A 13958-nucleotide genomic window follows, 5' to 3' on the forward strand; every position below is an offset into this window, starting at 1 on the left:
GGCGCCCCCGACCGCGCCGTTGCATCTTGGCCACGACCCGCCACCTCCCCACCATGTCGCAGATCCCGCTCGCGGGGCGCCCGCTCCTCCTGCTCGCCACCCTCGCGCTCCTGGCGACGGCGCCCGCCCGCGCCCAGACGACGACGCTCGCGGGCGTGGTCACCGACGCCGAGACGGGCCAGCCCGTCGTCGGGGCCGGCGTCGTGATCCCGGCGCTCGGGATCGGCGCCGTGTCGCAGCGCGACGGGTCGTTCGTGATCGAGGGCGTGCCGGCCGGGACGCACGCCGTCCGCACCGGGGCGTACCGGTACCACCTCCAGACGGTCGAGGCCGAGGTCGGGGCCCAGGGCGGCGCGCTCGACATCGCGCTCGCGCCGGGCGCGGGCGTCGGCTGCGCCGTCGTCCACGAGCACGGCGAGGACGGCAGCCACATGACCGGCGACGACACCGAGGGGTAACCGGGATCGGCTTGTGGACGACGCGGGCCCGGCCGATCCTGGCCTTCCCCTCCCCCGCCGCCATGCGTGCCGCTCTGTTGCTCTCGGTCCTCGCGGTGTCCACCGCGGCTCAGCCCGCCGACACGGTCGCGACCGGCTGGATCGTTGGCGTGGTCACCGACGCTGAGACCGGCGACCCGCTCATCGGCGCCAGCGTCTGGCTGGTCGACACGGCCATCGGCGCGGCGACCGACATCCACGGCCGGTTCGCGTTTCGAGCGCCGGCCGGAGAGCACCTCGTCCGCACGGCCTATATCGGTTATGAGATCCGAGACCGCCGGGTCTCCGTGGAGCCGCGAGGGACGACCACAATTCGGCCCGCGCTGAAGGCGACCCTGCTCTGCGAGTGCGTCATCACGTTCGCAGAACCGGAGGCCATTAGCCACGGGATCTACCAGGCCCGCGTCGTCAGCTACTGGCACTGGGAGTCGTCGTGCTGCTCGGCCTGGATGGAGCGGAGCGCCGTGCCGGTCAGCCGCTGGGTGGCGAAGTAGTCGAGACCCGGAACGGGTCGATCTTCGGCCCATGGACTTCTACACGCTCCGCGCCCTCGCCTCCGAGTGGGACGCCCGGCTTGCCGGCGCCGTCGTCGCCGAGGCGTGGACGCAGAGCCCGCGCGAGCTCTCGCTCGGCCTCGACACCGACGCCGGCCCGACGACGGTCCGCGTCATCTGCGACCCCGCGCTCACGCTCGTCTTCCGCACCGACGGCGCCGGCCGCCAGCGCCGCAACACGGCCGACGTGCTCGACCGGGTCGTCGGGCGCCGCGTCTCGCGCGCCCGCGTGGCCGAGCGCGACCGGCACCTGTTCCTCGACTTCACCGACGGGAGCCGGCTCCAGGTCGTCCTGTTCGGCGCCCGCCCCAACGTGTTCTGGACCGACGCCGAGGGGACCGTCCGGGCCGCGTTCCTGGACGAGGCCGAGCACGTCGGCCAGCCCGCGCCGACGCCGCGACCGGCGCCCGAGGTGGCCACCGCCCAAGCGTTCGCCGGGCGCTGGCGCGAGCGGAAGACGCTGGCGCAGAGCGTGGCCGGAGCCGTCCCGCTGTTCACACGCGACCTCGCTGCCGACGCCGTGCGACGTGCCGGCCTCGACCCGGATGCGTCGCCCGACGACATCGACCCGGCGGAGCTGTTCGCCGCCGTCCAGGCCGTCGAGGCCGACCTGGCGGACCCTCGGCCCGTCGTGGTCTGGCGCGGCCCGGTCGCCGAGGCGTTCGCCCTCGTCCCCCCCTCCGACGTGCCGGACGGCTGGCGGGTCGAGACGTTCGAGACCGTCGACGCGGCGGTCGGCGTGTGGGCCAAGCGGTCGCTGGCGCAGCGGGCGTACCGCGCGCTGTACGGCCTGCTCGACAAGCCGCTCGCCGCCGCCGCCGCCCGCCGCCAGCGCTCGGCCGAGGCCATGCTCGACGAGCTGTCCCGGCCGTCGCGCGCCGACCGCTACGAGACGTGGGGCCACCTGCTGATGGCGTCGGCGGGGGGTCAGGGGCCGGGCTACGAGTCGATCACCCTCGATGACATCCTGGGCGACGGGTCGCCGGTCGAGATCCCGCTCGACCCGGCGCGGTCGGCCGTCGAGAACGCCGAGCGGTACTACGACAAGGCCCGCCGGACGCGCAAGGCGCGGGCCTCCGCCGAGGCCCGGTGGGCCAAGGTCCAGCAGGACGCCGAGGCCGCCGCCGACCTGCTCGCCCGGGTCCGCGCGACGACGACGGTCGCCGAGCTCCGCGCGCTCAAGGAGGACGAGGCGGAGGCGCTCGCCCGCGTCCTGGGCGCCCGGGGCGACGACGGCCCGGTCGAGCCGTTCCGCCGGTTCCCGTTGCCGGGCGGGTTCGAGGCCCTCGTCGGCAAGCACGCCCGGGGCAACGCCCACCTGACGACGCGCGTCGCGAGCCCCCACGACCTGTGGCTCCACGCGCGCGGCGTGCCCGGCAGCCACGTCGTCGTGAAGCGGCCCGGCCGGTCGACCGAGGTGCCGGCGCCGACGGTCGCCGCGGCGGCCCGGCTGGCGGCGTGGTTCTCGACGGCCCGGACGCAGTCGGTCGTGCCGGTCACGGTGACCGAACGGAAGTACGTCCGCCCGGTCAAGGGCGGGCCGCCGGGGCTCGTCCGCGTCGACCGCGAGGACGTGCTCGACGTGACGCCGTCGGCGCCGTAGACGGTCGGGGCGGAGACCGCTCGTCCCGCGAACGCTCCACGGGCCCCGCCGTCCGGCCCGGCGTAGGTTGCCGGCCCCTCTTCCCCGACCCCTCTCCGCATGACGTGGTGGCAAGCCGCGATCCTGGGCCTCGTCCAGGGCCTCGCCGAGTTCCTCCCCATCTCGTCCTCGGGCCACCTGGTGCTCGGCGAGTACCTGCTCGGCCTCGACACCCAGGCCGCCGACGACGTCACGTTCGAGGTGTTCGTCCACTTCGGGACGGCGCTCTCGATCCTCCTCGTCTACCGCGAGCGGATCGGGCGGATCCTGCGCGACGCGGCTGGCGCCTTGACGAACGGGTCGGCGTGGGCCCAGGCGATCCGCCCCGGCAAGATCGAGCGGGCCCGCGGCGATGCCATCGACTACGAACCCCAGCCGTCGGGCGGGCCGGTCCCGTCGCTCCGGCTGGCGCTCTACGTCCTGATCACGATGGTGCCGACGTTCTTGGGCTACCTGCTGTTCGAGGAGCGGCTCGAGGCCCTGTTCGGCGACCCCCGGTTCGTCTGCGGCGCGCTCATCGTGACCGGCGTCCTGCTCCTGCTCACCCGGCTCCGGCCGGACCCCGACGGCGTGCTCTCGCCGCTCAAAGCGGTCCTGGTCGGGATCGCCCAGACGTGCGCGCTCATCCCCGGCATCAGCCGGTCCGGCTCCACGATTTGCACGGCCATCTACCTCAACGTCGACCGGAAGGAGGCCGCCGACTTCTCGTTCCTCATGCTGCTCCCGGTCGTGCTCGGGGCGACGCTGCTGAAGTCGCTCGACATGGTGGAGACCGGGATGACGACGGGCGCGCTGCCGCTCCTCGTCGGGACGGCGGTGGCGTTCGGCTCGGGCGTGTTCGCGATCCGGGCGGTCCAGGTGCTCGTCCAGCGCCAGTCGCTCCAGTACTTCGCGTACTACTGCTTCGCCATCGGGATCGCCGGGCTGATCTGGATCTAGCCGCCCGTCGGCATCGGCGCGGCCGGGCCGATCTCGCGGGGCGCGACGCCCAGGAGGAACGCGGCGACCTCGCGGACCAACGTCTCGTCGAGCGGGCGCGCGGGGTCGGCGTACGAGCCGACCGCCTGCTCGAAGAGGGTGCCGCTGTCTTGGACCAGCACGTGGTTCATCCCGTCGATCAGGAGGAGCTGCGCGCGGTCGCTCGCCGCCGCCAGCCGCTCGGCCTCGTCGGGCTCGCCCTGCCGGTCGGTCGTCCCCTGGACCACCAAGATCGGGCCGTCGAAGGCGGCGGCCTCGGCCGCGGGGTCCCACGGCGCCCACTCGGCCAGCATCCGCTGGGTGCTCGGCGAGAACAACTGGTCGAGCGGGGCCGGCAGGTCGTCGGCGACCTCGCCGGCCTCGATGGCGTCGAGCGCGCGTGTGGCCGCGGCCCGCAACTCCTCGGTCGGGAGGCGGACGGGGTCGGCAAGCTGGCGGCGGAGGACGGCCGTCATGGGGATGCCCGGCCCGGCGATGGACACGACAGCGTCGGCGCGGCGGGCGTGGCCGGCGGCGAGCGCGAACAGGCCGCCCTCGCTGTGGCCGGCGAGCGAGACTGTCGAGAACCGGGGGTCGGCCTGGAGGCGGTCCGTCCAGTCGGCCACGTCCGCGACGAAGAGGTCGTAGCGGCCCGCGCCCTCGGCGTCGCCGGCCGCCTCGCTCTCGGCGATCCCCCGCTTGTCAAAGCGGACCGACGCGACGCCGCGCGCGGCGAGGGCGTGGGCCAGCTTGCGGAGCGTGGCCGGCCCCTCCCCGCCCTGGTTTCCGTCCCGGTCGGTCGGGCCCGAGCCCGCGATGAGGAGGGCGACGGGGACCGGGCCGTCGGCGTCCGGCAGCGCGAGCGTGCCGTGGAGCGTGCCGGAGGCCGTCACGACCGAGTCGGCGTGCTCGGTCCACGCCACGTTTTGGGCGCGGACGGCGGGGGCCAGCAGCGCCGCGGCGAGGGCGGCGAGGAACACGGAGCGCATGGTCAGGCGGAGGGAAGGCGGCGGGAGAGGAGCCACGAATGGACGGCCGAGGCGGCGAGGGCGAGGAGAATCGCGGCGGTCGTCAGCGACTGGTAGGCGCCGACGTCGAGGACCGGCCACAAAGCGGCCAGGCCGAGCGCGACGGCCACCAGCCCGTGCCCCGCCGCCCGGTGCGTCTCGGCCCACACCCGGCGGTCGCGGACCGTCCACGGCAGGCGGATCCCGATAAACAGGTTCGGCGGCAGCGCCGGCAGCGCGTTGCCGACCACGGCGAGCAGGGCCACCGTCGCCAGCAGCCCGACGCGGTGGGCCGCCTCGGCGTCCCCGACGAACAGGGCGCGGGCGGTCAGCAGCGCCGTCGCCGCTGTCACCACCGCCAGCGCCAGCCGGAGCCCGGGCAGCGGCTTCGCGTCCCACCGCGCGCGGCGGACCGGGTCGACGAGCGGGAACAGCACCAGGCCGGCGTAGAGACCGACGCCGGTGAGCGCCGCACTCAGGGCCAGCGGAGGGAGCGGCCGGCCGCAGGCGGCGCTGGCGGCGAACGGGAGGGCGAGCGCGACGAGCGCCGGCGCTTCACGGCGGAGGGAGGGCCAGAGCGTCACGGCCGGGCGGGGGCGTCGGAAGGCGAGGGGCGGGCCGCCAGCAAGCCGGCGATCCAGCCGGCCGCCTCTTCGAGGGCCGTCGTCGCGAGCGTGTAGCGGACGAACCGGCCGTCCTTCTCGGACGTCACCAGGCCCGCCTGGCGGAGCAGCCCGAGGTGGTGCGAGGCCGTCGGCGCGGGGAGGCCGAGGGCCTCGGCGATCTCGCCGGCCGTCCGGTCGCCGTCGCGGAGGAGGTCGAGGACGGCCCGCCGCGAGGGGTCGCCGAGGGCTTTGAAGAGGGACATCGCTTCCAAGGTTGTCGAAACGTGGAAGCGAACCTACGGCCCTCGTCACCCCCCGATGCACCACCAGCAAAAAAATGTCGGCCCACACGGTGGCCCGTGCCCTCCCCTCCCCGCGTCTGGTTCGGAGAAACGGGCGGCCCAGGCACTCGTCCGGTGACCGTCACGACAGCACCTCGCGCACTCTGGATCCGCGACCGGGGTCACCGAGCCGGATCTAAACGGTCGGGTCGATCACCGCCAGCTCCTCAATCCAGTCGAAGTCTTTTAGATTGGCCGTGACCAGCGGGATCCGATAGTGGAAGGCCGCCCCCGCAATGATGGCGTCGGCAGTCTTGAGCCCTTGCCGTCGGCGCCGGAACCCGGCTGCTACGTTGAGGACGGCCCCATCAATTGGAAGCTCCTCGTGCCCCTCGTAGATGTACTCGCGGAGGGCCAACTCCCCGGGCGTCGCGCCGGGCCGACCGAGAAACTCGACCCGGGACAGGGCGGAGACGTACAGCGGTCCCTCCGCACGCTCGATGAACCGGAGGACGGCTTCGTGGTGCCCGTGCGACCGGGACACGGAAGCGACGAGCACGTTCGAGTCGAGCAGCATCGTTCAGAGACGGACGGCGTATGTTGAGACTCCCATGTCCAGACCGTTCCCCGCGATCCTTTCCAAGGACGGGCTCCGTTGGATCGGAGACCCGCCACCTGACTTGGCCGGTGACCGCGAGGTTGTCGTCGACGTCATCGTGCGCGAGAAGGCAGCGAAGCTCCCTGGGCCGGGATGGAACGGGACGGATCTCGCACGTCTGCTCCGACAGATCTCAGACGGAGGCGCGTTCGACGACATCACAGACCCCGTGGCGTGGGAGAGAGCGCTCCGCTCTGAGCGGGGCTAGGCGTCTCTGCTAGATACGACGGCGGAGCGGCGACTCTCGATGGTCCACTCGCGTCTCATTCCGAGGGGGTGCCCTCTCCGGATGGAGCCGGCCCACGTTCCGCAGTCGGTGGGGGGTGGGGGTTGAGACGAACACTCCGGCGGCCGATACCCGGGGCCCTCCCTCCCCCGCGACCGTGACCACGCGCATCTTCGTCGTCGACGACGACCGGCACTACGCCCGCCTCCTCTCGTACCGCCTCGACAAGGCCGCCGGCCACGAGGTCTCCGTGTTCCACTCCGGCGAGGACGCGCTCGACGCGCTCGACCGGCTCCGGCCGGACCTCGTGTTCCTCGACATCATGATGCCGGGGATCGGGGGGATGGAGACGTTGCGGCGGCTCCAGCTGTTCGAGCCCGACTTGCCCGTCGTCATGATCTCGGCGCAGGGGACGGCCGAGGTGGCCGTCGAGGCCATGAAAGGCGGGGCGACGGACTACATCACGAAGGGCCAAGACGACCTCGTCAAGCTCGACGTGGTCGTGGACCGGCTCAAGGGCCGCGTCAAGCTGGCGAGAGAGGTCGAGCAGCTCCGGGCCGAGGTGGCCAAAAAGTACGGGATGGACGAGATCGTCGGCGACAGCCCGGCGATGGAGCGGGTCTACCAGCTCGTCCAGAAGACGTTGCGGGGCAACCTGACCGTCGCCATCGAGGGCGAGTCCGGGACCGGCAAGGAGCTCGTGGCCCGGGCCATCCACTTCAACTCGGACCCGCCGCCGGGCGAGCCCGAGGTCGGCCCGTTCGTCGTGGTGAACTGCGCGGCGATCCCCCGGGAACTCATGGAGAGCGAGTTCTTCGGCCACGAGAAGGGGTCGTTCACGGGCGCCCACGCCCGCCACATCGGCAAGTTCGAGCAGGCCGACGGGGGGACCCTCTTCCTGGACGAGGTCGGGGAGCTCGACCTCGGGTTGCAGGCCAAGCTGCTGCGGGCGCTCCAGACGCGCGAGGTCACGCGCGTCGGGGGGACGGGGACGATCAAGTTCTCGTGCCGCGTGATCTCGGCGACCAACAAGAGCGTGCTCCAGATGGTGAGGGAGGGGACGTTCCGGGAGGACCTGTATTACCGGCTGTTCCAGTTCCCGGTCGCGCTCCCGCCGCTGCGGGAGCGCGGCAACGACGTGTTGCTGCTGGCCCAAGGGTTCCTGGAGGGCTACGTCGCCGAGCACCCCCAGTTTAAGGGCAAGCGGCTCTCGGGCGACGCCGTCCGCGTGCTCCTCGACTACGCTTGGCCCGGCAACGTCCGCGAGCTCAAGTCGACCGTCGAGCGGGCCCTCCTCATCGCCGACGCCGACGAGATCGGCCCGGGCGACCTCCTGATCGGGGGGCCCCGGGCCATCCTGCCGTGGGCGGACCGGACCGGCTACCGCCGCCGGGCGAGCGACCGCGGCGCCGAGGGCGATCACACGCCCGACGTGGCCGAGACGGCCGCGGGCGACGGCGCGGTCGGCGCCTCGCCGAGCGGCCCCGCCGAGACCCCCGGGGAGCCCGCCGTCCGCGCGCCGACCTCGTGGGACGACCTCCCGCCCCTCGGCGCGGGCGCGCGGGCGACGGCGGCTCGGCCGGCCGACGAACGCCCGACGGACGCGCCGCACGGAGCGGCGTCCGGCGGGATCGCCGCCCTCGACCCGGACGACGTCATCGTCCCGCTGGAGGAGCTCAAGCGCCGGGCCGTCGAGCGGGCGCACGCGCTCCACGAGGGGAACGTTGAGCGGGCCGCCTCCGACCTCGGCATCGGCCGGGCGACGATGTACCGGCTCCTCAAGAAGTACGGCCTGGGCGAGGGCTGACGGCCCTGGCGCCCGGAGTCGGCTCTGGAGGGCTCCGGAGGCCATTCCTGGGGCCGTGCAACGTCGACGCGGGTCGCGCCGTCCAAGGCGCCCACCCCCGACCCCGAGATGCGGTTGACCGACTACGAACGCCAGGCCCAACGCGAGATCGACCGCTGGGAGCGCGGCGAGACGCTGTTCCAACAGGCCCTCGGCTTCGCCATGAAGCCGGTCGACTGGGCGTTCGACCAGTTCGTCCCCGAGTCGGTCACGGACGCGCTGACCGACGCGCTGACCCAGGCCCTCTCGACGCTCAACGACGCCAGCGCCTGGACCTACGACGCCGACGACGTGATCGCGAAGGCGGCGGCCGTCGGGGTCGACGTCGAGACCGTCGCCGAGCTGCGGGACCGGCCGCTCGACGAGCTCGACGCGCTCGCCAAGCAGTACGCCTCGGAGAACTCGGTGCTGGCGGCGCTCTCGGGCGGCGGCGCCGGGCTCGGCGGCGCGCTCCTGCTCGCGGCCGACATCCCGGTCCTGTTCACGGTCAACTTCCGGCTGATCCAGCAGGTCGCGGCGGCCTACGGGTTCCCGCTGAAGGGGCCGGGCTACACGCCGCTCGTGGTGGCCATCTTCAACGTGGCCGCGAGCGGGAGCCGGGAGGCCAAGTCGGACGCGCTCCGCGAGCTGGCCGTCGCGGCGGCGGCCATCGACGGCGGCGGCTACCGCGGGCGGAAGGCGGCGGGCACGCTGCGCGAGCAGCTCGGCCACGTCCCGCGCGAGATCGCCAAGAACCTCGGGGCCCAGAAGCTGGCCCAGATGATCCCGATCGCGGGCGCCGCCGTCGGCGCGGGCGTGAACTACTGGTTCACGGACCAGACGGCCCAGGCGGCGGTGATGCTGAGCCGGGCGCTCTACCTCGAACGCAAGGAGCGGCTGTGAGCCGGGCCCGAGCCGTCTCGGCCGTGGCCTTCGGCGGGGCCGCCGCGCTCGTCGCGCTGGGCGTCGTGGTCGCGCTGGTGCTGGGCGGCGCGAGCGCGGACTGGCGGGCGTACCTCGTCACGCCCCTGCTGTGCGCCCTGCCCGTCGCCCTGCTCGGCGCCACCGCCGGGCCGATGCTAGCGCAAGCGGAGGGCGCCGGCCGGGCCGTCGCCCTCGGAGCCCTGTCGGCCGTCGCCGCCGTGGCCGTCCTCGTCGGCTTGGCGTTCGCGCTCATGCTCGTCGGCGAGCTGACGGGGTCGCGGCCCACCCTCGGGATGTTCGACTGGGAGGAGATCCCGCTCCTCCTCGTGGCCACGCTGGCCGCGGGCGCCGCCTGCTCGCCGGTCGGCGGACTGTGCGGCTACGGCGTGTGGCGCCGGCTCGGCCACCGTCCGAGCGCGTCGGAGGTGTCGTCGTGAGCCGGGCGCGCGTGGTCTCGGCCGCCGCGTTCGGGCTGGCGGCGGCCGTCGTCGCCGGGCTCACCCTCGTCCTGGGGGTCGTCGGAGGCCCGTGGTGGATGACGCCGGCGTTTCTGGCCCCGTTCGCGGCCATCGGCGCGGCGCTCGGGGCGCTGGCCGGGCCGAGCCTCCGCCGGTGCCGGACGGTGTGGGCGGTCGTCGGCATCGGACTGGGCGTGACGGTCGTCGCGGCCCTCCTGTCCGTGGGCCTCGTCGCGGTCGTCGTGGCCACGACGGACCTGGTGACCGACGAGGTCCTTAACCGCCTGGGCGCCGACGACCTGGGCTGGCTCGCCGCGCTCACGGTCGTGGCCGGGGTCGTGGTCTCCCCGGTGGGGATGCTCGCGAGCTGGCTGGCGTGGGACCGGATCCGCGCCGGGGAGGCGTAGTGTTCGGCCACGTCCCCGGCGTCGCGGTGGGCGCGCTCTTCGCCGACCGCGTGGCGCTGTCGCTCACGGGCGTCCACCGGCCCCGCCGCGCCGGCATCTGTGGGCGGGCCAAAGAGGGCGCCGAGTCGATCATCCTCACCTGCGCGTTCGTCGACGACCGGGACCACGGGGCGACGATCCTCTACACCGGCTCCGGCGCGCGGCACCCCAAGACCGGCCGACAGATCGGCGACCAGACCCTCACGCGGTCCAACCTCGCCCTCGCCGAGAGCGCCCGGCGGCGCCTGCCGGTCCGCGTGAGCCGGGGCGTGGGGCCTGGCGTGTGGCACGCACCGGCCGCCGGCTACCGCTATGACGGGCTCTACACGGTCGAGGACTACTTTGCGGACACCGGCGTCGACGGCTACCGGATCTGGCGCTTCCGGCTGGCCGCCGTCCCCGACGAGTGGATCGGCGACCGGCGCTGACCGGGGCCCGCTACTCGCCGAAGGCGTCGGCGTAAGCGTCGTAGCCCAGGTCACGGAGCGCCGCCGCCGGGACGAACCGGAGCGCGGCCCCGTTCATGCAGTAGCGCAGGCCCGTCGGGCGCGGCCCGTCGCGGAAGACGTGGCCGAGGTGGCTGTCGGCCCGGGCCGACCGGATCTCGACCCGGGCCATCCCCAGCGACCGGTCGACGTGCTCGGTGACGGCGCCGGGCGAGATCGGCCGGGTGAAGCTGGGCCAGCCCGTCCCGCTGTCGAACTTGTCGCGCGACGAGAACAGCGGCTCGCCCGACACCACGTCGACGTAGATGCCCGGGGCGCGGTTGTCGTTGAGCGGGCTCGTGCCAGCCCGCTCGGTCGCGTCCCGCTGCGTCACGCGGTACTGGACGTCGGTCAGTTGCCGGCGGAGCTGGGCGTCGGACGGCTTCCGCCAGTCGGGGCCGGGGGCCTGGGCGAACGCGGGGGCGGCCAGGGCCGCGAGCAGGAACAGGGAGAGGACGCGCATCAGAGGAGGCGGGCGGGCGGAGGAAGGGGCTCGGTCTTTCAAATCTGGGAGGGGTGCGGGAGAGGGGGGGCCTCCCACACTCCCACATGCCCCACTCCCGGTTCAAAACAGAGGCAGATTCTCGGATTCGGGACTACCCCTCGGTCGTGAACAGGTCGGCGTACTCGCCGAGGCCCTCGGCCTCCAGGTCGCTGGCCGGGACGAACCGCAGGGCCGCCGAGTTGAGGCAGTAGCGCAGGCCGGTCGGCTGGGGGCCGTCCTCGAACACGTGGCCGAGGTGGCTGTCCGACGAGCCCGAGCGGACCTCGGTCCGCGTCATGAACAGCGACTTGTCCTCCTTTGTCTCGACCGGCGCGCCGTCGAGCGGCTGCCAGAAGCTGGGCCACCCCGTCCCCGACTCGTACTTCGTCGTCGAGGCGAACAGCGGCGTCCCGTCGACGACGTCGACGTAGAGGCCGGGCTCCTTGTTGTTCCAGTACTCGTTGGCGTAGGGCGGCTCGGTGCCGTCCTTCTGGGTGACGTAGTACTGCATCCGCGTCAAGCGGTCCTTGAGGGCGGCGTCGGACATGGGGTCGGGGGCGGTGGGTCGAAGGAAGACGAAGCCGAGGACGGCGACGAGCGCCGCGACGGCCAACAGGGGGAGGGCGAGCTTTTTCATGGGCGTGGCGCTAGAGCGCGGGGCCGAGGTGACCGGCGGCGTCGCCCCAGAGCTGCTCCAGGCGGGCGTCGCGGCGGCAGCCGGTCCGGTACCGCTGGTAGTGGGCCGCGTTCGTCCGGTAGAAGTCCTGGTGGTAGGCCTCGGCGGCGTAGAACGGGGCCGCGTCGAGGACCGGCACGCGGACGGGCTGGCCGAACCGCTCCTCGATCCGGGCCTTGGTGGCCTCAGCCGCAGCGCGCTCGGCCGGCGTCCGCGCGAAGATGGCCGGGCGATACGGGCTCCCGCGGTCGCAGAACTGGCCCCCGTCGTCGAACGGGTCCACGTTGTGCCAGTAGACCTGGAGCAGCGTGTCGTACGGGACGACGCTCGGGTCGTAGATCACCTCGACCACTTCGAGGTGGTCGGTCCGCTTCGAGGCGACGTCGTCGTAGGTCGGATTGGGCGTCGTGCCCCCGGCGAAGCCGGAGACGACCGAGGCCACGCCGTCGAGCTCCTCGAACGGCTTCTCCATGCACCAGAAGCACCCGCCGGCGAACACGGCCGTGTCGGCGCGGGCCGGGTCGAGCGCCTGCCCGACCGTCGGCCCGGCGGGCGGCAGCGGCTCGGACGTGCCGCACCCGGCGGCGAGCGTCGCCAGCACGACGGCCGGCAGGGCGAGGACGGACAGGAGACGGCGCATGGAGGGTCGAGCGATGTGCCCCTAAGACGCTCCGAGGGCGCCCCGTATTCCCTCGTCCACAGAATGTTACCGATCCGTGAGAGGTCGTCGACGGGGGCGGGGCAGGCGCAAACAAGGCGCGCGGGCACGGCACGCGGACACGGCACGCGGACACGGCACGCGGACACGGCACGCCGTGTCCCTACGGGTGCCCGTCGGCCACTCTCCTTCCCCTCCTCGCCCTCCGCCCCGGCCCCGCCCGCTAGCTTTCCGGCCCTCCTCCCTCCTCCCGATGGCCCTCGTCGCGATCGTCGGCCGCCCCAACGTGGGCAAGTCGACCCTGTTCAACCGGCTCACCGAAGAGCGCCGCGCCATCGTCGACGACCAGCCCGGCGTCACGCGCGACCGGCTGTTCGGCGAGGTCGAGTGGACCGGCCGGACGTTCGACCTCGTGGACACCGGCGGCCTCGTGCCCCGCTCGGCCGAGCGGTTCGACGCGGCCATCCGCGAGCAGGTGATGCTGACCATCGAGGAGGCCGACGTCATCCTGTTCGTCGTCGACACGCTGACGGGGATCTCGGACCTCGACGCCGAGGTGGCCGCCATGCTCCGCCGGGCCGAGCAGCCCGTGATCGTCGTCGCCAACAAGTCTGACAACGAGGCCCGCAAGCTCGACGCGAGCGAGTTCTGGTCGCTCGGGTTCGAGCACCTCTTCGCGCTCAGCGCCATCAACGGGACCGGCACCGGCGACTTCCTCGACGCCGTCGTCGCCGCCCTCCCCGACGAGCCGGAGGCCGACGAGGACGACGACGCCCCGCGCATCGCTTTCTTGGGCCGGCCCAACGTGGGCAAGAGCTCGCTCGCCAACAAGCTCTTGGGCCGGACGCGGTCCATCGTGACCGAGGTCGCCGGGACCACGCGCGACTCGGTCGACGCCCGGCTCACGATTGGCGAGGGCGACGACGCGCGCGAGGTGGTGCTCGTCGACACGGCCGGGCTCCGCAAGAAGGCCCGGATCACGGAGAACGTCGAGTTCTACTCGACGCTCCGCACCGAGCGGGCGCTCCAGGCGTGCGACGTGGCCGTCGTCCTGGTCGACGGCGAGCGCGGGCTCGAGTCCCAGGACGCCCGCGTCTTGCGCGAGGCCGAGCAGCTCAAAAAGGGGCTCGTCATCGTCGTCAACAAGTGGGACCTGGTCGCGGACAAGGAGACGAACACGGCGCGCGACATCGAGCGCGAGATGCGCGAGCGGCTGGGGCTCCTGGACTTCGTCCCGGTCGTGTTCGCGTCGGCGCTGACGGGCCAGCGGGCCGACAAGGTGCTCGAGGTCGCGCTCCGGGTGTTCGACGAGCGCCGCAAGCGGGTCCCCACGGCCCGGCTGAACGAGGTCATCGAGGCCGCCGTCCGTCGCCAGTCGCCGCCGTCGTGGCGCGGGGCCTACGTCAAGATCAAGTACGCGAGCCAGGTCCGCGACGAGCCGCCCGTGTTCGCCTTTTTCGCCAACCACCCCGAGGGGATCAAGGAGAGCTACCGGCGCTACCTCGAGAACCGGCTGCGCGAGGCGTTCGGGTTCGAGGGCGTCCCGCTGACGTTGTCGTTCAAACGGAAGTAGCG

At 73.3% G+C, this 13958-nt stretch carries 18 protein-coding genes; 11 read left to right on the plus strand and 7 right to left on the minus strand.

What is annotated here, in order from left to right; translation table 11 throughout:
* The first annotated feature begins 26 nt into the window (after positions 1-26).
* The 4 genes from ACOOHE_RS17125 to ACOOHE_RS17140 all read left to right on the plus strand — a co-directional run bounded on the left by ACOOHE_RS17125 (position 27) and on the right by ACOOHE_RS17140 (position 3632).
* On the plus strand, positions 27-458 hold the full coding sequence (locus ACOOHE_RS17125) for a carboxypeptidase-like regulatory domain-containing protein (protein ID WP_420455303.1): 432 nt from the start codon (positions 27-29) through the stop codon (positions 456-458).
* A gap of 62 nt (positions 459-520) precedes the next feature.
* A complete protein-coding gene (locus tag ACOOHE_RS17130) occupies positions 521-991 on the plus strand; it encodes a carboxypeptidase-like regulatory domain-containing protein (protein ID WP_420455304.1) in 471 nt (156 codons plus the stop codon).
* A gap of 31 nt (positions 992-1022) precedes the next feature.
* Positions 1023-2654 (plus strand): NFACT family protein, encoded by a 1632-nt coding sequence (locus ACOOHE_RS17135; protein WP_420455305.1) that lies wholly within the window; start codon positions 1023-1025, stop codon positions 2652-2654.
* A 99-nt stretch (positions 2655-2753) separates the two neighbouring features.
* Positions 2754-3632 carry an undecaprenyl-diphosphate phosphatase gene (locus tag ACOOHE_RS17140; protein ID WP_420455306.1) on the plus strand — a complete coding sequence of 293 codons (879 nt, stop codon included), beginning with the start codon at positions 2754-2756 and terminating at the stop codon, positions 3630-3632.
* Here the strand turns inward: ACOOHE_RS17140 and ACOOHE_RS17145 are convergent.
* From ACOOHE_RS17145 to ACOOHE_RS17160, 4 genes are all read right to left on the minus strand, one after another.
* Positions 3629-4639: an alpha/beta hydrolase gene (locus ACOOHE_RS17145; RefSeq protein WP_420455307.1), complete on the minus strand. Its 1011-nt coding sequence runs from the start codon at positions 4637-4639 to the stop codon at positions 3629-3631. The two genes, ACOOHE_RS17140 and ACOOHE_RS17145, sit on opposite strands and share 4 nt — an antisense overlap.
* Before the next feature lie 2 nt (positions 4640-4641).
* Positions 4642-5241 (minus strand): SdpI family protein, encoded by a 600-nt coding sequence (locus ACOOHE_RS17150; RefSeq protein ID WP_420455308.1) that lies wholly within the window; start codon positions 5239-5241, stop codon positions 4642-4644.
* On the minus strand, positions 5238-5525 hold the full coding sequence (locus ACOOHE_RS17155; RefSeq protein ID WP_420455309.1) for a metalloregulator ArsR/SmtB family transcription factor: 288 nt from the start codon (positions 5523-5525) through the stop codon (positions 5238-5240). Before ACOOHE_RS17155 ends, ACOOHE_RS17150 begins: the two co-directional genes overlap by 4 nt.
* A gap of 214 nt (positions 5526-5739) precedes the next feature.
* Positions 5740-6120, minus strand: coding sequence for a PIN domain-containing protein (locus ACOOHE_RS17160; RefSeq protein WP_420455310.1), 381 nt, complete (start codon positions 6118-6120; stop codon positions 5740-5742).
* 34 nt (positions 6121-6154) lie between these two features.
* On the opposite strand from ACOOHE_RS17160, the gene ACOOHE_RS17165 reads away from it, so the two are divergent.
* From ACOOHE_RS17165 to ACOOHE_RS17190, 6 genes are all read left to right on the plus strand, one after another.
* Positions 6155-6409: a hypothetical protein gene (locus ACOOHE_RS17165; RefSeq protein WP_420455311.1), complete on the plus strand. Its 255-nt coding sequence runs from the start codon at positions 6155-6157 to the stop codon at positions 6407-6409.
* Between the two features lie 175 nt (positions 6410-6584).
* The gene (locus tag ACOOHE_RS17170; protein ID WP_420455312.1) at positions 6585-8234 is read left to right on the plus strand and encodes a sigma-54-dependent transcriptional regulator; all 1650 of its coding nucleotides are present in this window, start codon (positions 6585-6587) and stop codon (positions 8232-8234) included.
* Between the two features lie 108 nt (positions 8235-8342).
* Complete coding sequence (locus tag ACOOHE_RS17175; protein ID WP_420455313.1) at positions 8343-9155, plus strand: EcsC family protein; 813 nt, start codon at positions 8343-8345, stop codon at positions 9153-9155.
* Positions 9152-9613 carry a hypothetical protein gene (locus tag ACOOHE_RS17180; RefSeq protein WP_420455314.1) on the plus strand — a complete coding sequence of 154 codons (462 nt, stop codon included), beginning with the start codon at positions 9152-9154 and terminating at the stop codon, positions 9611-9613. Before ACOOHE_RS17175 ends, ACOOHE_RS17180 begins: the two co-directional genes overlap by 4 nt.
* Complete coding sequence (locus ACOOHE_RS17185) at positions 9610-10041, plus strand: hypothetical protein (RefSeq protein WP_420455315.1); 432 nt, start codon at positions 9610-9612, stop codon at positions 10039-10041. Before ACOOHE_RS17180 ends, ACOOHE_RS17185 begins: the two co-directional genes overlap by 4 nt.
* Positions 10041-10508 carry a YDG/SRA domain-containing protein gene (locus ACOOHE_RS17190; RefSeq protein ID WP_420455316.1) on the plus strand — a complete coding sequence of 156 codons (468 nt, stop codon included), beginning with the start codon at positions 10041-10043 and terminating at the stop codon, positions 10506-10508. Before ACOOHE_RS17185 ends, ACOOHE_RS17190 begins: the two co-directional genes overlap by 1 nt.
* Before the next feature lie 10 nt (positions 10509-10518).
* On the opposite strand, the gene msrB (ACOOHE_RS17195) is transcribed toward ACOOHE_RS17190, so the two are convergent.
* The 3 genes from msrB (ACOOHE_RS17195) to msrA form a co-directional block, all read right to left on the minus strand.
* A complete protein-coding gene (gene msrB / locus ACOOHE_RS17195) occupies positions 10519-11028 on the minus strand; it encodes a peptide-methionine (R)-S-oxide reductase MsrB (protein WP_420455317.1) in 510 nt (169 codons plus the stop codon).
* A 133-nt stretch (positions 11029-11161) separates the two neighbouring features.
* Positions 11162-11686, minus strand: coding sequence for a peptide-methionine (R)-S-oxide reductase MsrB (gene msrB, locus ACOOHE_RS17200; RefSeq protein ID WP_420455318.1), 525 nt, complete (start codon positions 11684-11686; stop codon positions 11162-11164).
* Positions 11687-11696: 10 nt separating this feature from the next.
* Complete coding sequence (gene msrA, locus ACOOHE_RS17205) at positions 11697-12365, minus strand: peptide-methionine (S)-S-oxide reductase MsrA (RefSeq protein WP_420455319.1); 669 nt, start codon at positions 12363-12365, stop codon at positions 11697-11699.
* Positions 12366-12636: 271 nt separating this feature from the next.
* On the opposite strand from msrA, the gene der reads away from it, so the two are divergent.
* Positions 12637-13956, plus strand: coding sequence for a ribosome biogenesis GTPase Der (gene der / locus ACOOHE_RS17210; RefSeq protein WP_420455320.1), 1320 nt, complete (start codon positions 12637-12639; stop codon positions 13954-13956).
* Positions 13957-13958: the final 2 nt, after the last annotated feature.

It is taken from the genome of Rubrivirga sp. (assembly GCF_965213695.1).
Taxonomy (GTDB): Bacteria; Bacteroidota; Rhodothermia; order Rhodothermales; family Rubricoccaceae; genus Rubrivirga.